The organism is Litoreibacter albidus, assembly GCF_900107015.1.
Classification (GTDB): domain Bacteria; phylum Pseudomonadota; class Alphaproteobacteria; order Rhodobacterales; family Rhodobacteraceae; genus Litoreibacter; species Litoreibacter albidus.
On the sequence record NZ_FNOI01000001.1, the window covers coordinates 391,375 to 416,344 of the forward strand.

General features: G+C 59.4%; 28 protein-coding genes. All 28 read left to right on the plus strand.

Features of this window, described 5'->3' with window-relative positions; genetic code table 11:
* Positions 1-20 precede the first annotated feature (20 nt).
* The 28 genes from BLW66_RS01965 (at position 21) to BLW66_RS02100 (ending at position 24,967) form a co-directional block, all read left to right on the plus strand.
* The gene (locus tag BLW66_RS01965) at positions 21-1,232 is read left to right on the plus strand and encodes a DegT/DnrJ/EryC1/StrS family aminotransferase (RefSeq protein ID WP_089944189.1); all 1,212 of its coding nucleotides are present in this window, start codon (positions 21-23) and stop codon (positions 1,230-1,232) included.
* Positions 1,233-2,111: 879 nt separating this feature from the next.
* Positions 2,112-3,275: an isovaleryl-CoA dehydrogenase gene (locus BLW66_RS01970; RefSeq protein WP_089944192.1), complete on the plus strand. Its 1,164-nt coding sequence runs from the start codon at positions 2,112-2,114 to the stop codon at positions 3,273-3,275.
* Positions 3,272-4,201, plus strand: a complete 930-nt coding sequence (locus BLW66_RS01975; RefSeq protein ID WP_089944197.1) for a hypothetical protein — start codon at positions 3,272-3,274, stop codon at positions 4,199-4,201. The genes BLW66_RS01970 and BLW66_RS01975 overlap by 4 nt, the downstream gene beginning before the upstream one ends.
* Entirely contained in the window at positions 4,198-4,545 is a 348-nt protein-coding gene (locus tag BLW66_RS01980) for a hypothetical protein (protein ID WP_089944201.1), read from the plus strand. The genes BLW66_RS01975 and BLW66_RS01980 overlap by 4 nt, the downstream gene beginning before the upstream one ends.
* A 10-nt stretch (positions 4,546-4,555) precedes the next feature.
* Positions 4,556-5,032, plus strand: coding sequence for a hypothetical protein (locus BLW66_RS01985; RefSeq protein ID WP_089944204.1), 477 nt, complete (start codon positions 4,556-4,558; stop codon positions 5,030-5,032).
* A gap of 58 nt (positions 5,033-5,090) precedes the next feature.
* Positions 5,091-6,689, plus strand: coding sequence for a carboxyl transferase domain-containing protein (locus tag BLW66_RS01990; protein WP_089944208.1), 1,599 nt, complete (start codon positions 5,091-5,093; stop codon positions 6,687-6,689).
* A 141-nt stretch (positions 6,690-6,830) separates the two neighbouring features.
* Positions 6,831-8,768, plus strand: coding sequence for an acetyl-CoA carboxylase biotin carboxylase subunit (locus BLW66_RS01995; protein ID WP_089945628.1), 1,938 nt, complete (start codon positions 6,831-6,833; stop codon positions 8,766-8,768).
* Positions 8,761-9,423, plus strand: a complete 663-nt coding sequence (locus BLW66_RS02000; RefSeq protein WP_089944210.1) for a glutathione S-transferase family protein — start codon at positions 8,761-8,763, stop codon at positions 9,421-9,423. The genes BLW66_RS01995 and BLW66_RS02000 overlap by 8 nt, the downstream gene beginning before the upstream one ends.
* Positions 9,420-10,259: a hydroxymethylglutaryl-CoA lyase gene (locus BLW66_RS02005; protein WP_089944213.1), complete on the plus strand. Its 840-nt coding sequence runs from the start codon at positions 9,420-9,422 to the stop codon at positions 10,257-10,259. Before BLW66_RS02000 ends, BLW66_RS02005 begins: the two co-directional genes overlap by 4 nt.
* Positions 10,260-10,273: 14 nt before the next feature.
* Positions 10,274-11,053, plus strand: coding sequence for a crotonase/enoyl-CoA hydratase family protein (locus BLW66_RS02010; protein WP_089944216.1), 780 nt, complete (start codon positions 10,274-10,276; stop codon positions 11,051-11,053).
* Positions 11,054-11,143: 90 nt separating this feature from the next.
* The gene (locus BLW66_RS02015) at positions 11,144-12,256 is read left to right on the plus strand and encodes a lytic murein transglycosylase (RefSeq protein ID WP_425283319.1); all 1,113 of its coding nucleotides are present in this window, start codon (positions 11,144-11,146) and stop codon (positions 12,254-12,256) included.
* Positions 12,257-12,521: 265 nt separating this feature from the next.
* Complete coding sequence (locus tag BLW66_RS02020; RefSeq protein WP_089944221.1) at positions 12,522-12,887, plus strand: NADH-quinone oxidoreductase subunit A; 366 nt, start codon at positions 12,522-12,524, stop codon at positions 12,885-12,887.
* Entirely contained in the window at positions 12,878-13,411 is a 534-nt protein-coding gene (locus BLW66_RS02025; protein ID WP_089944224.1) for a NuoB/complex I 20 kDa subunit family protein, read from the plus strand. Before BLW66_RS02020 ends, BLW66_RS02025 begins: the two co-directional genes overlap by 10 nt.
* Positions 13,408-14,022, plus strand: a complete 615-nt coding sequence (locus BLW66_RS02030; RefSeq protein ID WP_089944228.1) for an NADH-quinone oxidoreductase subunit C — start codon at positions 13,408-13,410, stop codon at positions 14,020-14,022. The genes BLW66_RS02025 and BLW66_RS02030 overlap by 4 nt, the downstream gene beginning before the upstream one ends.
* Positions 14,023-14,158: 136 nt before the next feature.
* Positions 14,159-15,370, plus strand: a complete 1,212-nt coding sequence (locus BLW66_RS02035; RefSeq protein ID WP_089944231.1) for an NADH-quinone oxidoreductase subunit D — start codon at positions 14,159-14,161, stop codon at positions 15,368-15,370.
* Positions 15,367-15,651: a hypothetical protein gene (locus BLW66_RS02040; RefSeq protein ID WP_089944234.1), complete on the plus strand. Its 285-nt coding sequence runs from the start codon at positions 15,367-15,369 to the stop codon at positions 15,649-15,651. Before BLW66_RS02035 ends, BLW66_RS02040 begins: the two co-directional genes overlap by 4 nt.
* A 42-nt stretch (positions 15,652-15,693) precedes the next feature.
* Positions 15,694-16,851: an NADH-quinone oxidoreductase subunit E gene (locus tag BLW66_RS02045; protein WP_089944237.1), complete on the plus strand. Its 1,158-nt coding sequence runs from the start codon at positions 15,694-15,696 to the stop codon at positions 16,849-16,851.
* 26 nt (positions 16,852-16,877) lie between these two features.
* Entirely contained in the window at positions 16,878-17,933 is a 1,056-nt protein-coding gene (locus BLW66_RS18165) for an NADH-quinone oxidoreductase subunit E (RefSeq protein ID WP_139254507.1), read from the plus strand.
* A gap of 19 nt (positions 17,934-17,952) precedes the next feature.
* The gene (locus BLW66_RS02055) at positions 17,953-18,171 is read left to right on the plus strand and encodes a DUF5337 domain-containing protein (RefSeq protein WP_089944241.1); all 219 of its coding nucleotides are present in this window, start codon (positions 17,953-17,955) and stop codon (positions 18,169-18,171) included.
* A gap of 42 nt (positions 18,172-18,213) precedes the next feature.
* Positions 18,214-19,512, plus strand: a complete 1,299-nt coding sequence (nuoF, locus tag BLW66_RS02060; protein WP_089944245.1) for an NADH-quinone oxidoreductase subunit NuoF — start codon at positions 18,214-18,216, stop codon at positions 19,510-19,512.
* Positions 19,512-19,853, plus strand: coding sequence for a hypothetical protein (locus BLW66_RS02065; RefSeq protein WP_139254508.1), 342 nt, complete (start codon positions 19,512-19,514; stop codon positions 19,851-19,853). The genes nuoF and BLW66_RS02065 overlap by 1 nt, the downstream gene beginning before the upstream one ends.
* Positions 19,850-20,191: a hypothetical protein gene (locus BLW66_RS02070; protein ID WP_089944252.1), complete on the plus strand. Its 342-nt coding sequence runs from the start codon at positions 19,850-19,852 to the stop codon at positions 20,189-20,191. The genes BLW66_RS02065 and BLW66_RS02070 overlap by 4 nt, the downstream gene beginning before the upstream one ends.
* A 24-nt stretch (positions 20,192-20,215) precedes the next feature.
* The gene (locus BLW66_RS02075) at positions 20,216-20,611 is read left to right on the plus strand and encodes a DUF5333 family protein (RefSeq protein ID WP_170833366.1); all 396 of its coding nucleotides are present in this window, start codon (positions 20,216-20,218) and stop codon (positions 20,609-20,611) included.
* The gene (locus tag BLW66_RS02080) at positions 20,608-20,781 is read left to right on the plus strand and encodes a DUF3291 domain-containing protein (RefSeq protein WP_089944258.1); all 174 of its coding nucleotides are present in this window, start codon (positions 20,608-20,610) and stop codon (positions 20,779-20,781) included. Before BLW66_RS02075 ends, BLW66_RS02080 begins: the two co-directional genes overlap by 4 nt.
* Before the next feature lie 3 nt (positions 20,782-20,784).
* On the plus strand, positions 20,785-22,794 hold the full coding sequence (gene nuoG, locus BLW66_RS02085; RefSeq protein ID WP_089944262.1) for an NADH-quinone oxidoreductase subunit NuoG: 2,010 nt from the start codon (positions 20,785-20,787) through the stop codon (positions 22,792-22,794).
* A 6-nt stretch (positions 22,795-22,800) separates the two neighbouring features.
* Complete coding sequence (locus tag BLW66_RS02090) at positions 22,801-23,190, plus strand: hypothetical protein (RefSeq protein ID WP_089944265.1); 390 nt, start codon at positions 22,801-22,803, stop codon at positions 23,188-23,190.
* Between the two features lie 6 nt (positions 23,191-23,196).
* Entirely contained in the window at positions 23,197-24,234 is a 1,038-nt protein-coding gene (gene nuoH / locus BLW66_RS02095; RefSeq protein ID WP_089944268.1) for an NADH-quinone oxidoreductase subunit NuoH, read from the plus strand.
* Positions 24,235-24,241: 7 nt separating this feature from the next.
* The gene (locus tag BLW66_RS02100) at positions 24,242-24,967 is read left to right on the plus strand and encodes a methyltransferase domain-containing protein (protein WP_089944271.1); all 726 of its coding nucleotides are present in this window, start codon (positions 24,242-24,244) and stop codon (positions 24,965-24,967) included.
* Positions 24,968-24,970 lie beyond the last annotated feature (3 nt).

A 24,970-nucleotide genomic window follows, 5' to 3' on the forward strand; every position in this document is an offset into this window, starting at 1 on the left:
ACTATCCGGAGACGTAAGCGATGTTCGAAGTTTTTGACGGCAGCTTTACCCAGCAAGAACCCATCCCCGACGAAGGCATAGCCGCCGCGATGGCGGTGCTCCAGCACGGGCGTCTGCACCGCTATAACGTGGTCGAAGGGGAGTTGAGTGAGACTGCCTTGCTAGAGCAGGAGTTCGCGGCCTTTACGGGCGCGAAATATGCGCTGGCCGTTGCGTCCGGCGGGTATGCGATCGGTTGTGCGCTCCGCGCTGTGGGCGTCAAAGCGGGCGACACCGTCTTGTCGAACGGTTTCACATTGGCCCCTGTGCCTGGCGCTATTGCCTCGGTGGGCGCGGAGCCATTGTTCGTGGAGACTGCGGAGAACCTGACCATAGACCTAGATGATCTGGAGGCGCAGATAGAAGCGTCCGCCGCGAAGTATTTGTTGCTGTCGCACATGCGCGGCCATCTGTGCGACATGGACCGCTTGATGGCAATCTGCGACGCGGCTGGCGTTGCGGTGATTGAGGACTGCGCGCACACTATGGGGGCAAGCTGGCAGGGGGTGCCGTCCGGCAGGCACGGGGTCGCAGGATGCTATTCATGCCAGACCTACAAGCATGTAAATTCAGGTGAGGGCGGTTTCCTTGTCTCTGATGACGCGGAGGTTATGGCGCGGGCGACGATCATGTCCGGCTCTTACATGCTCTACGAGCGGCACTTGGCAGCACCGCCGCCCGAGGTGTTCGAGCAGGTAAAATATGTCACGCCGAATATATCCGGCCGTATGGACAACCTGCGCGCGGCGATCTTGCGCCCGCAGTTGGTCAAGTTGCCCGCGCAGGTCGCGGCTTGGAACGCCCGCTACGCCGCGATGGAGGCGGGTCTGCGCAACGCCCCCGGCCTGTCGGTTATCGAGCGCGACCCGCGCGGGGTCTTTGTTGGATCCTCAATCCAGTTCCGGCTCCCGCAGGCCACCAGTGCAGAAATCAATGAGTTCACCGCGCGTTGCGCCGCCCGCGGTGTGGAGCTTAAGTGGTTTGGCGCGGCCGAACCCAAAGCCTTTACCTCGCGATACGACAGTTGGCGCTATGCGCGGCCGCAAGCTTTGGCGCGGACGGATGAAATTCTCTCTGGTCTCTTGGACATGCGCCTGCCGCTGACTTTCTCCGTTGAGGACTGCGCGCTGATCGCCCGTATAATTCAAAGCGAGGCCCGCGCCTTGCAGGGCCGCGCGGCCCTCGCGGGCTAGCGCACCCAAGCCACTCACGGGTTGGCTGGGCTTGTTTGCGGGCGGATGGGCAGGCGGCACCGGGCCAAGCCCGTGCGCGGTTGCAGCGGGCGCGTGCGGTGCGGGGACTGCTTTCGCCGCCATATGCGCCATACGGTAGACGCGGTTGTGTTCCTCGACGATGCGTTTCAAGTCCCCGGGGGCGTAGGTGTGTGCTTCTGCCAAACCTAACGCCTGTGCGCATAGTTTTGAGCAGAACCAGCGATCCTCCACATGGCGGCGCAGGTTGATGAACTGGCTCATCAACAGCCCCCAGTAGTCGTAGCCGCGACCGACATGGCGTGCGGCGCGCTCAAAGGTGTCGTGCGGGGCCCAAGGCACCTGCACGAATTCATACGCCCCTTCGCGGAAATATAGGTCGCGTACGCAGACGCCACCGTTCTTGCCTTGCGCTGTCGCGCAGCGATGGGTTTCACCGGTTTTGGGTGGGCGGTTACTCACTAATAATTCACAATGCGAGAACTCGGAGCGGGTCACCCACTTGACGAGCGTGTCGCTTAAAGGCCGACCCTCTCCCCTGTAGAAGGCTAGATAGATCATTTCGATACTCAATTTGTCGGGTCAGGTAGTGTGGCGAAAGTGAGGCAGAATCTGATTGAAGCGCAAGGTAAATGCTGATTTGACAATGACTTAAGGGCGCTCAAAGCTATTTCAGGTATGGTATTCCTTACCTTTCGGCAGTGATCGCCGAAACAATCCCCGCAGAATCGCAATTTTGTTGATAGCACTCCTCGTGATGGCTGGATCACCTTAAGAAACCGTTAGCGAGCGGATGGTGTTGACCGGCGCAAGACTCCATACTAATATTTGAACGAGTGTTCAATAACTGGGATAACGGCCATGTTTAACGCCTCGATGAATTTCGATTTAGGTGAAGATGTAAACGCGCTGCGCGACATGGTGCACCGCTGGGCACAAGATCGCGTTAAGCCGCTGGCCGCCGAGGTCGACGCCTCCAACGAATTCCCCGCGCACCTGTGGGCGGAGATGGGGGAGCTTGGCCTTCTTGGTATTACGGTCCCTGAGGAAGATGGCGGCTCCGGCATGAGCTACCTTGCCCATGTGATCGCGGTTGAAGAAATTGCCCGCGCCTCCGCCTCCGTGTCGCTGTCCTACGGGGCGCACTCCAACCTGTGCGTGAACCAGATCAAATTGAACGGCACAGCCGAGCAGAAGGCCAGGTTTCTGCCTGGGCTGATGTCCGGTGAACATGTCGGCGCGCTGGCTATGTCAGAGGCGGGCGCAGGCTCTGACGTGGTGTCGATGTCGCTGAAGGCGGAAAAGCGCAATGATCATTACCGCCTGAACGGCAACAAGTATTGGATCACCAACGGCCCAGACGCCTCCACACTGGTTGTATATGCCAAGACGGATCCGGAGGCTGGCCCCAAGGGCATCACCGCCTTCATTGTTGAGAAGTCGATGAAAGGCTTCTCCACCTCGCCGCATTTTGACAAACTTGGCATGCGCGGCTCCAACACCGCAGAGCTGATCTTCGACGATGTTGAAATCCCGTTCGAGAATGTCTTGGGCGAGGAGGGGCGCGGCGTGCGTGTCCTGATGTCCGGCCTCGACTATGAACGCGTGGTTCTGGCGGGCATCGGTACTGGCATCATGGCCGCCTGTCTGGACGAGGTCATGCCCTACATGGTCGAGCGCAAGCAGTTCGGCCAGCCCATCGGCTCGTTCCAGCTGATGCAGGGCAAAATCGCGGACATGTACACCGCCATGAACTCCGCCCGCGCCTATGTCTACGAGGCGGGCCGTGCCTGTGACCGTGGCAACATCACCCGCCAAGACGCCGCAGCCTGCTGTCTCTATGCGTCCGAGCAAGCGATGGTCCAAGCCCACCAAGCCGTGCAAGCCATGGGCGGCGCAGGCTTCCTCGCCGACGCTCCGGTTGCGCGCCTGTTCCGCGACGCCAAACTGATGGAGATCGGCGCGGGTACGTCTGAGATCAGACGCATGCTGGTCGGTCGGGAGCTGATGGGGGCGATGGGGTGATCTCCGAGCAGTTCAAAGCTGAGCGCATCCCTGCTCTTCGCAAAAAATATCCTCGTTACTCGGACACGATGTTTGAGGCAGATTGGTTGTTTTACAAGGCGTTTGACCCGAAGTACTATCTTAGGCTGGCGGCGCAATTTGAGCTGCCCGCTTTTGTATCTGACACTATTGGAAATGAGCGAGATCTCATACCCGACAATGCCGAACGGCATATCAAAACGAAGACATCTTTTTTTCGTTTTATTAGATACCTATCTTCTGAAACACTTATACTGCACCTGTTATCAGCCTATCCATTTGGCCCACTGCCGAAAACACTCAGTGCCCTTCGCAATGACGAGTTGAACAAGGCTCTCGAGAGCATCTCTTTGGGAAAGGTTCCTCAGAAGTTCGCAATTTTGCAGGATGGGCGAGCGCTTAGATTTAGTGAGTGGTTGGAGTTTATTTTCCTTTCTGGGGAAAAGATGGAAGACTTTGATCGAGACGAGTTTTCTCGGTTTATATCTGGGGAAGCACGTCTAATTAAGAACCGGGACGCCGTGAATGCTTTCAAGCATGGGCGAATTCAGGAAGGAATAGATGGGCAACCCTTTCAGGTGTCGATCCTCTCGGACGAAGGGGAAAGACAACCTATTTTTGGTGAAATGCGTGGTGGTGTCCAATGGGTTGGCTGGGAAGAAAAGTGTTCTCTTTCGTCACTAACTCAGAGTATAAAATTGGGCTTTGAAGAGGTGGATCATGGGCTTGACTATGAAGTTATCAAGAAATCTTCTGCTCTAAATCAAATCGTCCGTGATCTGAGGTGGGCAATTCTCAGTGGTGACACCGAGATATCTATTTTCTTACCTGACCTTGCGCCCATGAAACAACATTCGCAGCGTTCTATTCTCAAGTTGGACACGACTTGGGACAAGGAAAGTTCGTGACCCTCCGCCCCCTCCACTACGCAGGTCTCGCCCTGCTGTGCCTCGTCGGCATCCTCGCCGTCGCGCAATACCAACGCGCGACGCTTGAGTTGACCGAGACCCAGATCATCGAGACCTACGCCGCCCGCTACCTTGACACGCACCCTGAGGCCAAGCGCACCGACTGCCGCGCGCGGCCTACGGCTGCCAAAGCCACACGCATGGTTGTTATTTGCGGGCCTGAGCCGTTTGATGCGGCACGGCACTATGAATACCACGTCGGCCCGCTCGGCGGGTTAGTCACGCAACATGGTCCTGCCGATTGGGCCACCAAATCCCCCGTCGCCCCGCGCGATGTGACCTGAAGGATCGCCCATGAAATACTTGGCCCTCATCGCAGCGCTTGCCGTCAGCCCCGCCATAGCGGAGACGCCATTGGCACAGGATAAAATCCTTGTGCTGGCCTGTTTGGAAAACATGGAGCAGGGCACCACATGGCCGCAATGTGTGGAGCTGATGTTCCAGCCTTGTGTCTCGTATGAGGCCGGCACAGATGCGCATGCCGCGTGCCTTTCTGAGGTGCGCGAAGACTGGTCCGGCACGGTGAAAGACCTGCAAGGTCAAGTGATTGAGGCGGTGACCAGCAGCGGATCATCCGAGCTTTTGGATTTGATGGGGCAATGGACGGGCTACGTCGTGCAGAAGTGCCAAGAGGTCGCCGACACCAAAACAACTGGCGCTCAAAGCGCGCGGCTGGGATGCGAAGTAAGTGAGTTGGCCGGACTGTCGGGCGAGCTGGCGGCCTGTTTGGAAGGGCGCTCCTCCGCCGGATATTGTGAGTTCAAAGAATGAGTGACGCTTTAGGTAAAGTCGGGCAGGGCCCTGCACGCTGTAACACCGAGGGATTATTATGAAACTGACCTCCAACATCGCAGCCGGATCAGAGGCGTTTCGCGCCAATGAGGCGGCAAACCTTGACGCTTTGCGCGTGGTGCAAGATGCGGCCAAGGCCGCGGCGCTGGGTGGGGGGGAAGGCTCCCGCGAGCGTCACGTGGGGCGCGGAAAAATGCTGCCGCGTGACCGCGTGGCGAACCTGCTCGATCCCGGCTCGCCCTTCCTTGAGGTCGGTGCCACAGCAGCGCACGGGTTATACGGCGGCGCGGCCCCATGCGCGGGGGTGATCGCGGGCATCGGTTTGGTGCAGGGGCGTCAGGTGATGGTGGTCTGCAATGACGCCACGGTGAAGGGCGGCACGTATTACCCGATGACCGTCAAGAAGCACCTTCGGGCGCAGGAAATCGCCGAAGAAAACCATCTGCCGTGCGTCTACCTTGTGGACAGTGGCGGCGCGAACCTGCCCAATCAGGACGAGGTGTTTCCGGACCGCGACCACTTCGGGCGCATCTTCTACAATCAGGCCCGTATGTCGGCGAAAGGCATCGCACAGATCGCCGTGGTCATGGGGTCATGCACAGCGGGCGGTGCTTATGTGCCTGCCATGTCCGACGTGACAATCATCGTGAAAGAACAAGGCACGATCTTCCTTGCGGGGCCCCCCTTGGTGAAGGCCGCAACGGGGGAGGTGGTGACATCCGAGGATTTGGGCGGCGGCGACGTGCACACACGCCTGTCCGGCGTGGCGGACTATCTGGCCGAAGACGACACGCACGCACTTGCCTTGGCGCGACAAGCGGTGGGCAACTTAGGTGCTTCCCCGCAATTAGCGGGTACCTCATACGACGCGCCACTTTACGATCCTGCCGAACTGCTGGGCGTGGTGCCCGCGTCGCTGACCACCCCCTATGACATCCGCGAGGTGATCGCGCGGGTCGTTGATGGCTCGCGCTTTGACGAGTTCAAGAAGCGGTTCGGGGAGACGCTGGTGACCGGCTTCGCCCAGATTTGCGGCATGCAGGTTGGCATTGTCGCCAACAACGGGGTGCTGTTTTCCGAAGCGGCCCAAAAGGGCGCGCACTTTGTAGAGCTTTGTTCGCAGCGCAACATCCCGCTTGTGTTCTTGCAAAATATCACCGGCTTCATGGTCGGGCGCCAATATGAAAATGAGGGCATCGCGCGGCACGGGGCCAAGATGGTAACAGCCGTGGCGACGACCTCTGTGCCGAAGATCACCATGGTGGTTGGTGGCTCTTTCGGGGCCGGCAATTACGGTATGTCGGGACGGGCATACCAGCCGCGCTTTATGTGGTCGTGGCCGAATAGCCGCATTTCGGTGATGGGCGGGCCACAAGCGGCCGGCGTTTTGGCCACGGTCAAACGCGACGGGATTGAGCGCAAGGGGGGGACTTGGTCCGTGGAGGAAGAGGCCGCGTTCAAGCAGCCGACGATTGATATGTTCGAGGAGCAATCCCACCCGCTCTATGCGTCCGCGCGGCTTTGGGACGACGGCATCGTCGACCCGCGCAAAGCGCGTGACGTGCTGGCCCTGTCCCTGCGCGCCGCGCTGAATGCGCCAATCGAGGAGACACGCTTCGGCGTGTTCCGGATGTGATGCGGGTGCGTAGAGTGAGCGTGTTAAGCTCCGTCATCTTCGAAAGGGGGGCGCTCCAAAGGGGCATCGAGCCCCTTCGGATCGCTCAGGCCTGCGGCGTTGCCGCGTGGCCTGCACAAGCAGCAACACGAGGCGTCACAGATGTTCACTAAAGTACTTATCGCTAACCGCGGCGAAATTGCATGCCGGATCATCGACACTTGCCGCCGTTTGGGGGTGCGCACGGTCGCGGTTCATTCCGACGTAGATGCGCGCGCCCGACACGTGCAGATGGCGGATGAGGCGGTGTCGCTCGGCGGCGCCACACCTGCGGAAAGCTACCTGCGCGGGGGCGCGATCATCGCGGCGGCCAAAGTAACGGGTGCCCAAGGCATCCATCCGGGCTACGGATTCCTGTCGGAGAACCCCGATTTTGTGGAGGAGGTTGAGCGCGCAGGTCTGGCGTTTATCGGCCCTTCCGCCCATGCTATCCGCGCGATGGGTCTGAAAGACGCCGCGAAGGCGTTGATGGTGGAGGCCGGTGTGCCTGTCGTTCCCGGCTACCACGGCGAGGGCCAAGACAACCTCGCCGCTGAGGCGGATAAGATTGGCTACCCAGTGTTGATCAAGGCCGTCGCGGGCGGCGGCGGCAAAGGTATGCGCCGTGTCGACGACCCCGCGCAATTTGCGCAAGAGTTAGAGGCGGCACAGACCGAAGCCCAAAAGGCCTTTGGCAACGACGTCGTGCTCATCGAAAAATACGTCGCCACCCCCCGCCACATTGAAGTGCAGGTTTTCGGTGACGGCACCAAGGCCGTGCATCTGTTCGAGCGCGATTGCTCGCTCCAACGCCGCCATCAGAAGGTGATCGAGGAAGCACCCGCGCCCGGCATGACGCCTGAAATGCGTGAGGCCATGGGCCAAGCTGCTGTGCGCGCGGCGGAGGCCGTGGGATACGCTGGGGCCGGTACGGTCGAGTTTATCGTGGACGCATCGGACGGGCTTCAGGCTGACCGGTTCTACTTCATGGAGATGAACACACGTCTTCAGGTGGAGCATCCGGTAACGGAGGCGATCACCGGCGTGGACCTTGTGGAGTGGCAACTGCGGGTCGCATCGGGCGAGGGACTGCCTGCCGCACAGGAAGACCTTTCGATCAACGGCCATTCGTTTGAGGCGCGGATCTATGCAGAGGACGTGCCTGCAGGTTTCTTGCCTGCCACAGGAACGTTGCAGCATCTGCGATTTGCGGACGGTGCGCGCATCGACACGGGTGTGCGAGAGGGAGACGAGATTAGCCCGCACTATGATCCGATGATTGCTAAGCTGACCGTACACGGCAGCGACCGCGACACAGCGCTGGCGCAGCTTACCCGCGCCCTTAAAGATACGCATATCGGCGGCACGGTGACCAACATCGGCTTCCTTGCGGCCTTGTCTGAACATCAGGGCTTTGCGGCGGGTGATGTGGACACAGGGTTGATTGCACGCGATCTGGACAGTTTGGTCAAGCAAGCCGCGCCATATTCCAAGACGCGGGCCTTGGCTGCGGTTGCGGCACTTGGGCTGCACAACAATACGGCATCAGACTTTGCGGGCGTGTCGCTGTGGGGTGGAGTGGAGCAGACCGCGCATTTCGCTTTTGGGGATGCAGAGGCCGCGCGGGTTGAAACGCTCTCGCGTGGGCGGTTCAAAGTGACGCTTCCCGATGCTGCCCATGAGCTGGCTTGCCTGCAAGGGGCGTGGAATGTGGACGGCACCAAAACGGATGCGAAAGTTTGGTGCGCAGGCGGGCAGGGGGCCGTGTTCTGGGGCAACACCTACGCCTTCACGGTGCCCGACCCGCTGGCGAGGGACGCCGACCAAGGTGCGGGCGACGGGTTCACCCGCGCGCCTATGCCGGGGCTTGTGCGGGTCGTTGATGTGGTTGCTGGGGCAAGCGTCCAAGCAGGCGATAGATTGCTGGTGCTGGAAGCCATGAAGATGGAGCACGCCCTGCGCGCGGAGGCTGACGGCGTGGTGGCTGAGGTTATGGCGAGCGCGGGCGACCAAGTCGCTGCGGGCGCTGCATTGGTGCGGATGGACGCGGCGGATGACTAAGATCACGCTGCACCATGCGCATCAGACACGCTCCATGCGCTGTTTGTGGCTCCTGGAGGAGTTAGACGTCCCATTCGAGACGGTGGTGCATCCGTTCGGCAAGAATCTGCGCGCGCCCGACTATCTGGCGCTGAATCCATCAGGGCGTGTCCCCGCGTTGCAACTCGGCGACCAGACGTTGTTCGAGAGTACGGCCATCACCGAGTACCTGTGCGAGACATTCCCACAGGCGGGGCTCGGCCGTGACGTCGGCAGCGCGGAGCGCGCGGATTGGCTGGTGTGGGTGCATTTCGGCGAAACCATGAGTCAGCATTGCGCCGCCCTTACGCAGCAGCATATCGCACTTTACGAAGACCACATGCGCAGCCCTCTTGTGATGAAGCTGGAAGCCGCGCGCCTTAGCAAATGCTACGCGGCACTTGAGGGGCGGTTGCTGGGGCGCGATTACCTGCTGGACGGCGGGTTCTCGGCGGCCGATATCTCCTGCGGCTATTCGCTTTACTCCGGCCAGCACTTTGCGAAGCTGACCGACTTTCCTTTAACTTCTGCGTGGTACGCGCGTATCACCGCCAGATCCGCGTTTAAGGCCTCACTGCCACCTGACGACAGGGGCGACTGGCTTTATCCCGAAGACTTCTACGAGGTGCCCGCATGACAACGGTTGAAATTTTCGAAGTCGGTCCACGTGACGGGCTGCAAAACGAGAAGGCCGAAATCGCCACCTCGGATAAGATCGCGCTGGTTGACCTGCTGTCGACCGCTGGCTTCAAGCGTATTGAGGTCGCTAGTTTTGTCTCGCCGAAATGGGTGCCGCAAATGGCGGACAGTGCGCAGGTGCTGGAGGGCATCATGCGGGCGCCGGGGGTGTCCTATGCGGCGCTGACGCCCAACATGCGCGGGCTAGAGGGGGCGATTGCCGCCCAAGCCGATGAGGTGGCAGTGTTCGCCAGCGCATCGGAGGGGTTTTCCAAAGCCAATGTGAACGCAACCATCACGGAAAGCCTTGCGCGCTTTGCCCCGATTATGGACGCGGCCCCCATGCCGGTCCGTGGCTATGTGTCTTGCGTTGCGGAGTGCCCTTACGATGGTGCGACCGACCCCGCTGACGTGGCGAAGGTCGTGGCGGAACTGGTCGCGATGGGCTGCTACGAAGTGTCGCTCGGCGACACCATCGGGCGGGCGACGCCGGAGCAGATCGACGCCATGTTGAAGGCGGTCACCGACGTTTGCCCTGCGGAAAAGCTCGCGGGGCATTTTCACGACACGTCGGGGCGGGCGCTCCTCAATATTGATGTAGCGTTGTCACACGGGGTTCGGGTGTTTGACGCTGCGGTCGGTGGTCTGGGCGGTTGCCCCTATGCGCCCGGTGCAGCGGGGAACGTCGCGACCGAGGCGGTTTTGGCGCATGTTGAACGGACGGGATATGCCACAGGATTGAACGCAGATATAATCGCGCGGGCGGGCCAGATGGCCTTAGCCCTGCGCGGCTAACGGAGAACGTCCAGATGTATAACACTTTACTGGTTGAGACAGACGCGCGTGGCGTTGCCACGGTTACCTTGAACCGCCCCGAAAAGCGCAACGCTATGTCTGGTGAGATGATTGCGGAGCTGACGGCCTGTGCAGCCACATTGGGTGCGGACGGTGGGGTGCGTGCGGTGGTCTTGCGCGGTGCGGGCGCGTTGTTTTGTGCGGGCGGTGATCTGAACTGGATGCGCGCACAGATTGATGCGGACGGTGCGACGCGGGGCCGCGAGGCAGGAAAGCTCGCGGCGATGCTGGGCGCATGGAACGCGCTCCCCAAGCCGGTCATTGGCCGGATCGAGGGCGCGGCGTTCGGCGGTGGTGTCGGACTGGCCTGCGTGTGTGACGTGGCGATTGCAGCAACGGACGCCAAGTTTGGCCTGACAGAGACAAAGCTCGGCCTGATCCCCGCAACCATCGGGCCTTATGTGATTGCGCGTATGGGCGAAGGCAACGCGCGCCGCGTGTTCATGTCCAGCCGCGTCTTCGGCGCGGAGGAGGCGCGTGACCTTGGCGTCGTGGCGCGTGTATCGGATGATCTGGATGCTGCGGTTGAGGCGGAAATCACCCCGTATCTGGCCTGCGCTCCGGGCGCGGTGGCAGAGGCCAAGGCGCTGGCGCTGCATCTGGGGGGCGCACCGGGGCAGGCGGAGGTGGCACATTCCATCCAAGCGCTGGTGACACGCTGGGAAAGTGACGAGAGCAGGGAAGGCATCGCCGCGTTCTTTGATAAGCGGAAGGCCGCGTGGATCGCGCAATAACCGCACAGGGGTCGTGAAGAGACCCGTTCCATGGGGCGCCATCATCAGTTAGGGTTATGGCAAAACAACCCCATGAGAGGGAGCAGCCCCATGATCACACGCCGCCACTTCATCGCCCTGACCGGTGCCACCGCCCTACAGGCCTGTAGCGCCAGCGGGGGCAGCACCGCACCTGTCGCCCGCTCCAGCATGCGCGCGGTGCCCAACGCCGCCTTTGATGCGTGGGTCGAGCGGTTCAAATCCCGCGCGTCCTCCAGCGGGATATCGGACGCCACTTTGCGCGCGGGCCTGCGCGGCGTCGGGTTCTTGCCTGACGTGATTGATCGCGACCGCAACCAAACCGAATTCAAACGCAGCTTCGAGGACTATCTTGCCATCGTCGCCTCGGAGGAGAAGGTCAAAGCGGGCCGTGCGGCTTTCGCTCGTGAAAGATCCCGCCTGAATGCGATTGAGGCCAAGTACGGCGTGCCTGCCAATGTTGTCGCGGCCATCTGGGGCGTGGAGAGCAACTTCGGCACACGGCGCGGCGATATCCCCGTGATTTCTGCCACGGCAACACTGGCTTTTGACGGGCGGCGCGGCGCGTTCTTTGAGAAGCAGTTGATCGCGGCACTCAAGATTTTGCAGACGGGGGACACCACGCCGGACCGTTTGGTGGGCTCTTGGGCGGGGGCGATGGGACACACGCAGTTTATCCCCACGTCCTATCAGCTGTTCGCAGTGGATTTCACCGGGGACGGGCGGCGCGACATCTGGTCCGACGATCCGTCTGACGCATTGGCATCGACCGCAGCATATCTTGCGCGCTCCGGTTGGCAACGGTCGCAGCCTTGGGGGCGCGAAGTCACGAGCGGCGGCTTGCAGCCCGATCCGGGTGGTCCGCGTTTTGCCGTGGGGCAAAACTTCAAGGCGATCAAGCGCTACAACAATTCCGACAATTACGCCTTGGGCGTTGGGCATTTGTCCGACCGTCTGGCGGGGGGCGGGCCGCTGAAAACACCGTTCGGGCCGGATAAGTTCGGGCTGACAATCAACGACCGCAAGCGGCTGCAACAGCGCCTGACCGCGCGGGGCTTCGACACGGGTGGTGCGGACGGTGTTCTAGGGCCGAAGTCACAGGCTGCGATCGGGGCTTTTCAGCGCAGTATCGGGCTGGAGGTGACGGGGAATCCGTCGCCAGCATTGCTTGCGCGGCTTGAATAGAGATTGCCAGCGAACGTTGCGATGGGCCTTTGCAGACGCGCGCTGAGCCAAGATTTGCCACGTCTATGATGGCACGCGGGGTCATATCCTATCAAAACACTAGGATACGACCCCGCTGAAATCTATCAGTTTGGAGTGAAAAATTAGGGCTTTGCGGCCACAACAGGGGACGTCCATCGGTTGACCCCCTGCACGCGCAAGCGTAAAGATCACCGCAACTAGCAAGCCCTGTGAGTCACTGCGAACAGGCGAGAAGGAGACTTACGTGGACGAGCTTCTACGCGAATACCTGCCAATCCTCATATTTCTGGCAATAGCCATTGGTCTTGGACTGGTTCTGATTCTTGCGGCCGCTGTGGTCGCTGTCCGCAATCCCGACTCCGAAAAAGTGTCTGCATACGAATGTGGCTTTAACGCCTTTGACGATGCGCGGATGAAGTTTGACGTGCGGTTCTATCTGGTGTCGATCCTGTTTATCATTTTCGACCTCGAAGTTGCGTTCCTGTTCCCTTGGGCTGTCGCCTTTAAGGACGTTGGGTTGCTGGGCTTCTGGTCGATGATGATCTTCCTTGGGGTGCTGACCATCGGCTTTGCTTACGAATGGAAAAAGGGAGCACTCGAATGGGAGTAGCAACCGGATTGAACACTGCGGGCTGGGACAAAGACGTCGCCACCGCGCAGTTGAACGATGAGCTGCAAGACAAGGGGTTCCTTGTCACCTCGACCGAGGACATCATCAACTGGGCGCGCACTGGCTCGCTGCACTGGATGACGTTCGGTTTGGCGTGTTGCGCCGTGGAGATGATGCACACCGCCATGCCGCGCTACGATATGGAGCGGTTTGGCACGGCGCCCCGTGCGTCCCCGCGCCAGTCTGACCTGATGATTGTGGCCGGTACGTTGACCAACAAAATGGCTCCTGCGCTGCGCAAGGTTTATGACCAGATGCCAGAGCCGCGTTACGTGATCTCCATGGGGTCTTGTGCGAACGGCGGCGGCTACTACCACTATTCTTACAGCGTTGTGCGCGGCTGCGACCGGATCGTTCCGGTTGACCTCTACGTGCCAGGGTGCCCGCCCACGGCTGAGGCATTGCTTTACGGCATCCTTCAGCTGCAACGCAAAATCCGCCGGACGGGGAACATCATTCGATGAATTCTGCACTTGAAGAACTCGCAGCCCACATTGAGCTGAAGCGCCCTGATTGCGTGCTGACAACCGAGATCGCATTCGGCGAGCTGACCGTGCATATCGCACCCAGCTCGCTTGAGGCGTTTTCAGAGTTTCTGAAAACCGACCGTGCGTGCCGCTTCTCGACGATGGTGGACATCACGGCTGTGGATTACCCGACGCGCGATGCGCGTTTCGAGGTCGTCTACCAGTATCTGTCTATGTATCAGAACCACCGCATCCGCGTGAAAATCGCGGTCCGCGAAGACGAAATCGTGCCGTCGCTGCACGAGGTCTACCCTGCCGCCAACTGGTTCGAGCGCGAGATTTTCGACATGTTCGGCATCATGTTCGCGGGCCATCCCGACCTGCGCCGCATCCTCACCGACTACGGTTTCCGCGGCTACCCGCTGCGCAAGGATTTCCCGACAACGGGATATGTAGAGGTCCGCTACGACGACGCAGAAAAACGTGTGGTGTATGAGCCGGTGAAGCTGGTGCAGGAATACCGGCAGTTCGACTTTATGTCCCCGTGGGAAGGTGCCGAGTACATCATGCCGGGTGACGAGAAGGCCGAAGAGGGGGCGAAGGGCTGATGGAATTTGCGACTGAACTTCTTGGCTTGTTGACCGCAGCGCTTATGGCGTTCGGGGCAATGCCAGTTTTTAAAAAAATCGCGGATGTCGAAATGGTCGACATTGGAGTTGTCTCAGCTGTTCGGGAGTCTAACTGATGGACGGTGGCAAATTCGATGACGCCCTGACGGGCGAGCAGAAGATCCGTAACTTCAATATCAACTTCGGCCCGCAGCACCCTGCGGCCCACGGCGTATTGCGCTTGGTGTTGGAGCTGGATGGCGAGATCGTAGAACGCTGCGACCCGCATATTGGCCTCCTGCACCGTGGGACCGAAAAGCTCATGGAGAGCCGGACCTACCTGCAAAACCTGCCGTATTTCGACCGCCTCGATTACGTCTCCCCGATGAACCAAGAGCACGCTTGGTGCTTGGCCATCGAGAAGTTGACCGGCACTGAGGTGCCGCGCCGTGCGTCTTTGATCCGCGTTCTCTACTCCGAGATCGGCCGCATCCTGAACCACCTGCTGAACGTCACCACGCAGGCTTTGGACGTGGGTGCGTTGACGCCTCCGCTTTGGGGCTTCGAGGAACGCGAAAAGCTGATGGTGTTCTACGAGCGTGCATGCGGTGCGCGTCTGCACGCGGCGTATTTCCGCCCGGGCGGTGTTCACCAAGACCTGCCGGATGACCTGATCAACGACATCGAGGAATGGACGACGACCTTCCCTCAGGTGCTCTCTGATATCGACGGGTTGTTGTCCGACAACCGTATCTTCAAGCAACGCAACGCGGATATCGGCATCGTGACCGAGGAAGATATCCTCACTTACGGTTTCTCTGGCGTGATGGTGCGTGGCTCCGGCCTTGCATGGGACTTGCGCCGTTCGCAGCCCTACGAATGCTATAACGAGTTCGATTTCGAAATTCCTGTCGGCAAGAATGGCGACTGTTTTGATCGTTACCTGTGCCGCATGGAAGAGATGCGCCAGTCGGTGTCGATCATGCGTCAGTGCATCGAAAAGCTGCGTGTGGAAAAAGGCGACGTCATGGCACGGGGCAAGATGACCCCGCCATCGCGTGGCGAGATGAAAACCTCCATGGAGGCGCTCATCCATCATTTCAAATTGTACACCGAAGGGTTCCACGTACCCAAAGGTGAGGTTTACGCGGCGATCGAAGCCCCTAAGGGCGAGTTCGGTGTGTATCTGGTGGCGGACGGGTCGAACAAACCTTACCGCGCCAAAATCAAGGCACCTGGGTTCCTGCATTTGCAGGCTATGGACTACATGTGCAAAGGCCACCAGCTTGCTGATGTGGCCGCTATTATTGGAACGATGGACGTAGTTTTTGGAGAGATTGACCGATGAAAAAGTTTTCTGCTTTTGCCGTAGCTGGCGCTGTAACTTTGAGCGCTTGCCTTCCTGCCCCTGAGTTGAGCGTCGACGATATTGATCTGGCGCGTTACGCGTCCGCCATGGCGCAAGTGGGCTGCATTGACTTCGACGGCATCACACATGCCGAAATCCGCAATCTTACCGGTTGGAAAGACATGAAGCTCGACAAAGTGCAGGAAGAGGCCATCGCCCAACTGCAAGCCATTGAGCAAGCCGGCGGCGGCATCCGTTCCACCGTAGGGGCCTGCGCGTAAGCGCCGCGCCCCGACCGCACAGATATAAGGCCTCAGACCTCCATGCTTCGCAGACTTTACGCAGACCAGCCTGACAGCTTCGCCTTCACCCCAGCAAACCTTGCATGGGCGGACGCGCAGATTACGAAATACCCTGAGGGGCGTCAGGCTTCGGCGATCATACCGCTGTTGTGGCGTGCGCAAGAGCAGGAGGGCTGGCTGACCCGCCCCGCCATTGAATATGTGGCGGAAAAGCTGGGTATGGCGTATATTCGTGCGCTGGAAGTGGCGACATTCTACTTTATGTTTCAGCTGCAACCCGTTGGTTCTGTTGCACATATCCAAGTGTGCGGCACGACGTCCTGCATGATCTGTGGCGCGGAAGACCTGATGAGTGTCTGCAAAGAGAAAATCGCTGAGAAGCCCCATCAGCTGTCAGCTGACGGCAAGTTCTCTTGGGAAGAAGTTGAGTGTTTGGGGGCCTGCGCCAACGCGCCAATGGCCCAGATCGGCAAAGACTACTACGAAGACCTGACCGCCAAAAGCATGGCGCAGATCATCGACATGCTGGACAAGGGCGAGGTTCCCACGCCCGGTTCGCAAAACGGGCGCTACGCGGCAGAGCCACGCAAAGGCCTGACGTCGCTGACAGAGTTCGACAGCGGCAAAACGCAATATAACGCATCGGTGCAATTGGCCGCTGACATCGGCGACACCGTGAAGCGCATCGATGGCACGGAAGTGCCGTTGCTGACCCCGTGGCAGCACGATGGCAAGGCGAGGACCGGAACGGCGAAAAAGGCGAAGTCGAAGGTCGACGCGACCAAGGCAGAAGTCGACGCGAAGAAGATCGCCCGTCCAAAAGTTGGCACCGTGGCACCCGAAAAGAAAACGTCTGCAAAACCGAAGGCGCCCGTAAAGCCGGTCGCGGCTGATGGTAAACCGGAGCTGTTGAAGAAAGCACGCGCTGGCGGTCCGGACGATTTGAAAATGATCAAAGGTGTTGGTCCGAAGCTGGAAGCATTGCTGCATAAAATGGGTGTGTATCACTTCGACCAGATCGCTGGTTGGCGCAAAAAAGAAGTAGCGTGGGCCGATGAGAACCTTGAGGGGTTCAAAGGCCGCGTCTCCCGAGACGAGTGGGTAAAACAAGCTAAGGTGCTGGCCAAAGGGGGCACTACGGAATTTTCAAGCCGCGTCAAAAAAGGCGGCGTCTACTAGTCTGAAACAGACGGGGAGTACTACAAATGGGACAGAACGATACAAACGGCTCTAGCTGCACAACAGTGTGTTGGCTTGTGGCAGTAGTTGCAGGTGTTTTGGTTGCAGCGCTGCTTATGTCGATGCGCGGCTATGGCTTTATGCCTGCGGCAATCTGGGGCCTGCTTACGTTGATCGTTGGCGGTTTCGTTTTGAACTGGGCGTTTTGCGGTAACTCCAAAGCTGAGACAGCGACCACGACTGCTACGCCCGCGGCCAAAGAGGAGACAACGCCTGTTGCTGCGCCTCTGACCTCGAACCGCGACGCCACGACGTCGACCAATGTTGAGGACGTTCCTGCACCAGCCGCCGCCGCGGCTTCGCCCGTTGAAGATCCCGCGCCTAAAGTTAAGCCGACTGCGGCCCTTGCTGGTGAGGCAGATGTTGCGGCCCGCAAAGGTGAATGGAAATACGAGGCAGAGCCCGAAGCTGCGGAAGCCCCTGTTGCGAAGAAGAAACCGGCTGCCAAGAAAGCCGCCGCTCCAAAAGCGAAGAAGCCTGCGGCAAAGACGGCGAAGTCCGGCAGCACGACCACATCCAAAGTAGCAACACCCAAGGCGGAGCCAAAGGCGAAAGCCGCAGCGAAGCCCAAACCCGCCCCAAAGGCAAAAGCGGCGCCAAAGGCCAAATCAGCTGACGCGAAGCCTGCCGTAAAGGCAACTGCAAAGCCGAAGGCTGCGCCCAAAACCAAAGCCGCGACAGCCGCTAAACCAGCGGCCAAAGCGAAGCCCGCGAAAGCGAAGCCAGTGGCCGCAGACGGCAAGCCGGAACTTTTGACACAAGCCCGCGAGGGTGGGCCAGATGATCTGAAACAGATCAAAGGCGTAGGCCCGAAGCTGGAGAGCGAGCTTCACAAGCAGGGCGTGTTCCACTTCGATCAGGTCGCCAGCTGGCGTAAGAAAGAAGTTGAATGGGCCGATAACAACTTGGATGGTGTAAAAGGCCGCGTTTCCCGCGACGAGTGGGTGAAGCAAGCCAAGGTCTTGGCCAAGGGCGGCCAGACCGAGTTCTCCAAGAAGGTGAAAAAGGGCGGGGTTTATTGACCCTAGCCGAGACTAAACAATGAGCGGGCCCTCGCAAGAGGACCCGAAGATGGTCAAACAGGCCCGCCAAGCAGCGATCGTGATTTTTGCCACGATGCTGATCTGGGTCGGGGCACAGGTGATTGGGGGGCAACTTGGTTTGGCCCCGAAATACGCCTTCCTGTTGGACATGCTGGCAGGGGCCGCGTTCATTTGGGCGTTGGTCGTATTATTACGAGTGTGGCGCGCCCGACAGTAGGTGCGCCGCGCAACACACGAAGATCAGACAGGACGCGAAGCAATGCTGGCAGATAAAGACCGCATCTTTACCAACCTCTACGGGATGCACGACCGCTCCTTGAAGGGCGCGCAAGCCCGTGGGCATTGGGATGGCACCGCCGCGATTATCAAACGTGGCCGCGACAAGATCATCGACGACATGAAGGCCTCTGGCCTGCGTGGGCGGGGCGGGGCGGGTTTCCCGACCGGCCTGAAGTGGTCTTTCATGCCGAAGGAAAGCGATGGCCGCCCAAGCTATTTGGTGGTGAATGCGGACGAGTCGGAGCCTGGCACCTGCAAAGACCGCGAGATCATGCGCCACGATCCGCACACGCTGATCGAGGGGTGCCTGATTGCGTCTTTCGCGATGAACGCCAATGCCTGCTACATCTACATTCGCGGCGAATACATCCGCGAAAAAGAAGCGCTGCAAGCCGCGATTGATGAATGCTACGAGGCGGGGCTGGTTGGCCCGAACGCCGCCAAATCCGGCTGGGATTTCGACATCTACCTGCACCACGGTGCGGGCGCATATATCTGCGGGGAAGAAACCGCGCTGCTGGAAAGCCTTGAGGGCAAAAAAGGCATGCCGCGGATGAAACCACCGTTCCCTGCGGGCGCTGGCTTGTATGGTTGCCCGACGACGGTGAACAACGTGGAATCCATCGCGGTTGTGCCGACCATCCTGCGCCGTGGCGGGGACTGGTTCTCCAGCTTTGGCCGCCCGAATAACGCCGGCACCAAACTTTTTGCGATCTCCGGTCACGTGAACAACCCTTGTGTTGTGGAAGAGGCCATGTCGATCCCGTTCAAAGAGCTGATCGACCGCCATTGCGGCGGTATTCGTGGCGGCTGGTCCAACTTGAAGGCCGTTATTCCGGGCGGTTCGTCCGTGCCGATGCTGCCGGGGGAGATGATGGAGAAAGACTGCATCATGGATTTCGACTGGCTACGCGAACAGCGTTCCGGTCTGGGGACGGCTGCGGTTATCGTGATGGATCAGAACACCGACATCATCAAAGCGATCTGGCGGCTGTCCAAATTCTACAAGCACGAATCCTGCGGGCAATGTACGCCGTGCCGCGAAGGTACCGGCTGGATGATGCGCGTGATGGATCGTCTGGTGACGGGCGACGCCGAAGTTGAGGAGATCGACATGTTACTCGACGTGACCAAGCAGGTCGAAGGGCACACCATTTGTGCCTTGGGCGATGCGGCCGCGTGGCCGATCCAAGGTCTGGTACGTCACTTCCGTGACGAGATCGAAGATCGTATCAAACACAAACGGACTGGCCGCGTGTCGGCTGTGGCAGCCCAATGATGCGCGCTGTAGCTCTGATCCCAGCGGCGGCCCTGTTGGCAGCCTGTGTTCCAGCTAGTCCGGTTGCTGAGAAGCCGAAAGGCCCCCCGATCGAGATCGTTGAGGCAGTTCGCGCGGCTGACACGTCGCGCATCGTGTTGCGCTATAAGGATGGCGCTGCCATTCCTGCCGCTGATGAGAACCGTGCGGTGATCCGCGCCATGGAAATCGCCTGCAAAGAGGGTGAGAGCGCCATCCCTGACACCCGCACGCGGGCCGATGGTTTGTTGACGGTCAAAGTTTTCTGCGTTGCCGTCCTCCAAAGCGACCAAGTCGTTGACGGGTCGGGGTTGAAAACATGATCCGCTTCGCGCTCATAAGTGTTTTGGTGCTGTCGACGGCATCTTGCGGCCTGCTGAGCCGCGACAAGTCGCGCAACGCGGGTAGTGAGCGCGCCTTGCCGTTCAAGGCAAAACTGTCGTCTGGAGACGACAAGCGGAACATCGCGATCGCGGTGGTCAACAAAGGGGCTGGTGTTGAAGAAGTGCGCGAAAGTGTGCGGTTTGAGGCCACGAAGTATTGCCTGCTGAACTACGGCGGCTCTGACGCTGCATGGCAGATTAGCCCCGTGAGCAAGGATTGGGCCTTCACCCAAGACGGCGACAAGCTCGTGTTTAATGCACGCTGTACTTCGCGGTAGGATGAAATGAACATGTCGAGCGTAGTGAAATTTGGACCTCTCGCCGCTGCCGCCGTTTTGGCGGCCGCGCCTGTGATGGCCGACACGCGCCCGATGCCTGACTACTTTGTTTCGGCGCTCGTCGCGACCTCGGCTGCGCAGGCCCTGGCGCTGTCATGCCCAACGATCAGCGTTGACCCTGTTGCTGTCGTGAATGCGTCCGAAGTTTTACTGTCGCAGCTGGAAGCTGACGGGTTTGATGCGAATGACCCGAGCGCGGATATGGAAAGTGGCGAGGACCGCCTGTCGGAGGCACAAGCCGCCTTCATGGACAAGCATCAGCTTGAAGGTGCGTCGGGCGAGGCGGTTTGCGATGCAGGCCGCGCCGAAATCTCGCAAAAAACTGATATCGGCGCGTTGCTGGTGGAGGTCGCGCAATGATTGACCATCACCTTGCAGAGCAGAGTGTTGGTAATCCGACATTGGCCGAAGCGCTGGAACGACTTGAGATGCTGAGAGAGCAGGGCGAAAGCCCCGATGCTTTCGGCTGGGACTATTTGAAAGACGCGACCATGTGGAAAACACATGGCTGCCAAGTGGCTGCGGAGTAACGCATGAGCGACCTAAAGAAAGTTATCATCGACGGCAAAGAGGTCGAGTGTGACGGGGCTATGACCCTGATCCAGGCTTGCGAGCAAGCTGGTGTAGAAGTGCCTCGTTTTTGCTACCATGAGCGCCTGACGATTGCCGGTAACTGCCGGATGTGTCTGGTGGAAGTTGTGGGTGGCCCACCGAAGCCCGCTGCATCTTGCGCAATGCAAGTGCGTGACTTGCGCCCCGGCCCCGAAGGCCAGCCGCCCGTGGTGAAAACCAACTCGCCGATGGTCAAGAAGGCCCGTGAAGGCGTGATGGAATTTCTGCTGATCAACCACCCGCTGGATTGCCCGATTTGCGACCAAGGCGGTGAATGCGATCTGCAAGATCAAGCGATGGCGTACGGCGTCGATTTCTCCCGCTACCGCGAACCGAAACGCGCTACGGATGATCTGGATCTTGGCCCGCTTGTCGAGACTCATATGACGCGCTGCATTTCTTGCACGCGCTGCGTGCGCTTCACCACGGAAGTCGCGGGCATCACCCAAATGGGCCAGACAGGTCGCGGCGAAGATGCGGAGATCACATCGTATTTGGGCGAAACACTTAACTCCAACATGCAGGGCAACATTATTGACCTTTGCCCGGTTGGTGCTCTCGTCTCGAAGCCATACGCCTTTACTGCGCGTCCGTGGGAGCTGACGAAGACTGAAAGCATCGACGTGATGGACGCGCTTGGGTCCAGCATTCGTGTCGACACGAAAGGCCGCGAAGTCATGCGCTTCCTGCCGCGCAACCACGACGGCGTGAACGAGGAATGGATTTCCGACAAGACACGCTTTGTCTGGGACGGCTTGCGCCGTCAACGTCTGGACACGCCGTACATTCGTGAGAACGGCAAACTGCGCAAAGCAGGCTGGGATGAAGCCCTGAAAGCCGCGAGCGCGGCAATGACTGGTAAGAAACTTGCGGGTCTTGTGGGCGATTTGGCGCCTGTTGAAGCAGCGTTCGCCCTGAAGCAACTGATCGAGGGGCAGGGCGGTGTTGTGGAGTGCCGCACGGACGGCGCGAAACTGCCAGCCGGAAACCGCTCCGGCTACGTTGGCACGGCCAGCATCGAAGACATCGACACCGCAAAAATGATACTGCTGATCGGTACCAACCCAGAGATCGAAGCCCCAGTGCTTCACGCTCGCATTCGCAAAGCGTATCTGGCTGGCGCTACGGTCGGGGTGATCGGGCCCAAGCTGGACCTGAGCTTTGAGTACACGCATTTGGGCACGGACCGCGCTGCGCTGGCGAAGGTTGCCGATATGGATAATTCCAACGAGCAAGCTGCGGTGACCATCATCGGCCAAGGCGCATTGCAGGAGGCCGACGGCGAAGCCGTTCTGGGCACCACGATGCAGATGGTTGAGGCAAGCGGGGCCAAGTTAATGGTCCTACACACTGCCGCTGGCCGTGTGGGCGCGATGGACGCGGGCTGTACCAATGACGCCGGCATGGACGGCATCAAAGATGCCGAAGTGATCTACAACCTTGGTGCGGACGAGGTCGATATCGAGGCTGGTCCGTTCGTGATTTACCAAGGCTCTCATGGGGATCGCGGCGCGCACCGCGCCGATATCATCCTGCCAGGGGCTGCCTACACCGAAGAGCAAGGGCTGTTTGTGAACACAGAAGGGCGTCCACAACTTGCGCTGCGCGCCGGTTTCGCGCCGGGCGAAGCGAAAGACAACTGGGCCATTTTGCGCGCCCTGTCCGCAGAGCTTGGCGCAACGTTGCCATACGACACACTGGCGCAACTGCGCACGGTTCTGGTCGGAGAAGTGCCGCACCTTGCTGAAATCGACACGGTGCCGGTGAACGAATGGACGCCGCTTAAGGCCAAGAAGATGGGCAAGGCCGACTTCCGCTACGCATTGACGGATTTCTACCTCACCAACCCGATTGCCCGTGCGTCCGAGTTGATGGCGGAGCTGTCGGCAAACGCCAAAGCGCGGGCCAACACCCCGATGGCCGCGGAGTAACGTGACATGCGTAAGCGCATATCCTTTCTGGGGGCTGCTATGCTAGCGGCTTGCACCCCGACCGAGGACCCGTCGCAAAGCTACTTTGCGCCGGAATACCTTGGCATCGAGACCAGACGACTCGACGATGATCTCGTCAGTTTTCTGGTCCGGATGGAAGGTGCGCGGACCAAGGCGGACGTGGCGGACTATGGAAAATGTGCCGCAGCACAGTACGCATTGATCCGCGGCTTCGGATTTGCGCGTCATGTGCGCACAAACGTACAGGAAGAGGGTGGCCTTTGGGCCGGAGATGCGGTTTACACCATCTCGGCAGCACTACCCGACGGATTGCAAACAATCGACGCCGAAGTGGCCGTCGCAGAATGTGCCGAAACCGGCATACCAACAGTTTGAGGGACCATGGCTGAATTTCTTTCATCTGGACTGGGGATCACCCTGATCATCGTCGCCCAATGCTTGGCAATGATCGCCTTTGTGATGATCTCCCTGCTGTTCTTGGTTTATGGCGACCGCAAAATCTGGGCGGCCGTTCAGATGCGGCGCGGACCAAACGTTGTGGGTGTCTTCGGGCTGCTCCAATCGGTCGCCGATGCGCTGAAATACGTGGTCAAAGAAATCGTTATCCCAGCGGGCGCTGATAAGTTCGTATTTATGCTGGCCCCGATGCTCGCCTTCGTGTTGGCGATTATCTCGTGGGCTGTGATCCCGTTCAACGACACATGGGTGTTGGCAGATTTGAACGTCGCGATCCTTTACATCTTCGCCATTGGCTCGCTGGAGGTTTACGGCGTGATCATGGGGGGCTGGGCGTCCAACTCCAAATACCCGTTCTTGGGTTGCCTGCGGTCGGCAGCGCAGATGATCTCTTATGAGGTCTCCATCGGCCTGATCATCATCGGTGTTGTGCTCTCCACCGGCTCTTTGAACTTTGGTGATATCGTGCGGGCGCAAGATGGCAGCTACGGGTTCTTCAGCTGGTACTGGCTGCCGCATTTTCCAATGGTGTTCTTGTTCTTCATCAGCGCTTTGGCTGAAACCAACCGCCCACCGTTTGACCTGCCCGAAGCAGAGTCGGAACTGGTTGCTGGCTATCAGGTTGAATACTCCTCGACCCCGTTCCTGCTGTTCATGGCAGGTGAATACATCGCCATCTTCTTGATGTGCGCGCTGATCTCGCTGCTGTTCTTCGGCGGCTGGTTGTCCCCGATCCCGTTCTTGCCTGATGGCCCACTTTGGATGGTTGGAAAAATGGCGTTCTTCTTCTTTATGTTCGCCATGGTGAAGGCCATCGTGCCGCGCTACCGCTACGACCAGTTGATGCGCATTGGCTGGAAAGTGTTCCTGCCGCTGTCTCTGGGCTGGGTTGTCCTGGTTGCTTTCTTCGCACAGTTCGGCGCATTCGGCGGGGCCTATGCCCGCTGGGCAGTAGGGGGATAATTTAACCATGGGCGTCGACTGCACCCTGTTTCAGCAATTGGTGGACTTATCCGCCCGCTTCCGGCCTTCGGGCCGGTCGTTGATGCTGGGCCGTCAGGGGTTTCGGATCGAGCCGCCCTTTGCCAAGTCATACGAGAAATCCTTGCGTCGCGCAGGTATCGAGGAAAAGCGTTTCCACTTCGTCCAAGAGGATGGCTATTCCGAGATGCTGTTTCGCAACCTTGGCTTGGGGGAGATAGAGACGATGGATTATGCCCCCTACGAGGGGCCCGTGATCCAACAAGATCTGAACGAACCGGTGCCTAAGAGCTTGCACAATCAGTTCGGGTTTATCTTTGACGGCGGAACGATTGAGCATGTGTTCAACGTCCCGCAAGCGTTGGAGAACGTCTATAACATGCTCAAACCCGGCGGTCGTTTCGTGTCCGCCAACGGGATGAACGGCTGGGTTGGTCACGGCATGTACCAGTTTTCGCCAGAGCTGGTCTGGACCTTCTGGAAGCGCAAATGTCAGTGCTTGGTGCACATCTGCGCGGGCATTCACAAGATTCCGGGTACGGCGAAACCGCTGAACTTTCCGGACGCCGCCGAAACCGGCCGCAGGTTGCGCTTGAAGGGAAAAATTCCTGAGGGACGCATGTATCTGCACTACGAGGTTGAAAAGACGACTGCAAAGGCGCGGACGGGATCCGCATTGCAGAGCGACTACGAATTGAAATGGGCCACCGCATGATGC

What these genes read in the sequence shown, in the direction of transcription:
- BLW66_RS01965 (WP_089944189.1), top strand. Translation starts at nt 21, where the DNA reads ATGTTCGAAGTTTTTGACGGCAGCTTTACCCAGCAAGAACCCATCCCC.
- BLW66_RS01970 (WP_089944192.1), top strand. Translation starts at nt 2,112, where the DNA reads ATGTTTAACGCCTCGATGAATTTCGATTTAGGTGAAGATGTAAACGCG.
- BLW66_RS01985 (WP_089944204.1), top strand. Translation starts at nt 4,556, where the DNA reads ATGAAATACTTGGCCCTCATCGCAGCGCTTGCCGTCAGCCCCGCCATA.
- BLW66_RS01990 (WP_089944208.1), top strand. Translation starts at nt 5,091, where the DNA reads ATGAAACTGACCTCCAACATCGCAGCCGGATCAGAGGCGTTTCGCGCC.
- BLW66_RS01995 (WP_089945628.1), top strand. Translation starts at nt 6,831, where the DNA reads ATGTTCACTAAAGTACTTATCGCTAACCGCGGCGAAATTGCATGCCGG.
- BLW66_RS02000 (WP_089944210.1), top strand. Translation starts at nt 8,761, where the DNA reads ATGACTAAGATCACGCTGCACCATGCGCATCAGACACGCTCCATGCGC.
- BLW66_RS02005 (WP_089944213.1), top strand. Translation starts at nt 9,420, where the DNA reads ATGACAACGGTTGAAATTTTCGAAGTCGGTCCACGTGACGGGCTGCAA.
- BLW66_RS02010 (WP_089944216.1), top strand. Translation starts at nt 10,274, where the DNA reads ATGTATAACACTTTACTGGTTGAGACAGACGCGCGTGGCGTTGCCACG.
- BLW66_RS02015 (WP_425283319.1), top strand. Translation starts at nt 11,144, where the DNA reads ATGATCACACGCCGCCACTTCATCGCCCTGACCGGTGCCACCGCCCTA.
- BLW66_RS02025 (WP_089944224.1), top strand. Translation starts at nt 12,878, where the DNA reads ATGGGAGTAGCAACCGGATTGAACACTGCGGGCTGGGACAAAGACGTC.
- BLW66_RS02030 (WP_089944228.1), top strand. Translation starts at nt 13,408, where the DNA reads ATGAATTCTGCACTTGAAGAACTCGCAGCCCACATTGAGCTGAAGCGC.
- BLW66_RS02035 (WP_089944231.1), top strand. Translation starts at nt 14,159, where the DNA reads ATGGACGGTGGCAAATTCGATGACGCCCTGACGGGCGAGCAGAAGATC.
- BLW66_RS02040 (WP_089944234.1), top strand. Translation starts at nt 15,367, where the DNA reads ATGAAAAAGTTTTCTGCTTTTGCCGTAGCTGGCGCTGTAACTTTGAGC.
- BLW66_RS02045 (WP_089944237.1), top strand. Translation starts at nt 15,694, where the DNA reads ATGCTTCGCAGACTTTACGCAGACCAGCCTGACAGCTTCGCCTTCACC.
- BLW66_RS18165 (WP_139254507.1), top strand. Translation starts at nt 16,878, where the DNA reads ATGGGACAGAACGATACAAACGGCTCTAGCTGCACAACAGTGTGTTGG.
- BLW66_RS02055 (WP_089944241.1), top strand. Translation starts at nt 17,953, where the DNA reads ATGAGCGGGCCCTCGCAAGAGGACCCGAAGATGGTCAAACAGGCCCGC.
- nuoF (WP_089944245.1), top strand. Translation starts at nt 18,214, where the DNA reads ATGCTGGCAGATAAAGACCGCATCTTTACCAACCTCTACGGGATGCAC.
- BLW66_RS02065 (WP_139254508.1), top strand. Translation starts at nt 19,512, where the DNA reads ATGCGCGCTGTAGCTCTGATCCCAGCGGCGGCCCTGTTGGCAGCCTGT.
- BLW66_RS02070 (WP_089944252.1), top strand. Translation starts at nt 19,850, where the DNA reads ATGATCCGCTTCGCGCTCATAAGTGTTTTGGTGCTGTCGACGGCATCT.
- BLW66_RS02080 (WP_089944258.1), top strand. Translation starts at nt 20,608, where the DNA reads ATGATTGACCATCACCTTGCAGAGCAGAGTGTTGGTAATCCGACATTG.
- nuoG (WP_089944262.1), top strand. Translation starts at nt 20,785, where the DNA reads ATGAGCGACCTAAAGAAAGTTATCATCGACGGCAAAGAGGTCGAGTGT.
- BLW66_RS02090 (WP_089944265.1), top strand. Translation starts at nt 22,801, where the DNA reads ATGCGTAAGCGCATATCCTTTCTGGGGGCTGCTATGCTAGCGGCTTGC.
- nuoH (WP_089944268.1), top strand. Translation starts at nt 23,197, where the DNA reads ATGGCTGAATTTCTTTCATCTGGACTGGGGATCACCCTGATCATCGTC.
- BLW66_RS02100 (WP_089944271.1), top strand. Translation starts at nt 24,242, where the DNA reads ATGGGCGTCGACTGCACCCTGTTTCAGCAATTGGTGGACTTATCCGCC.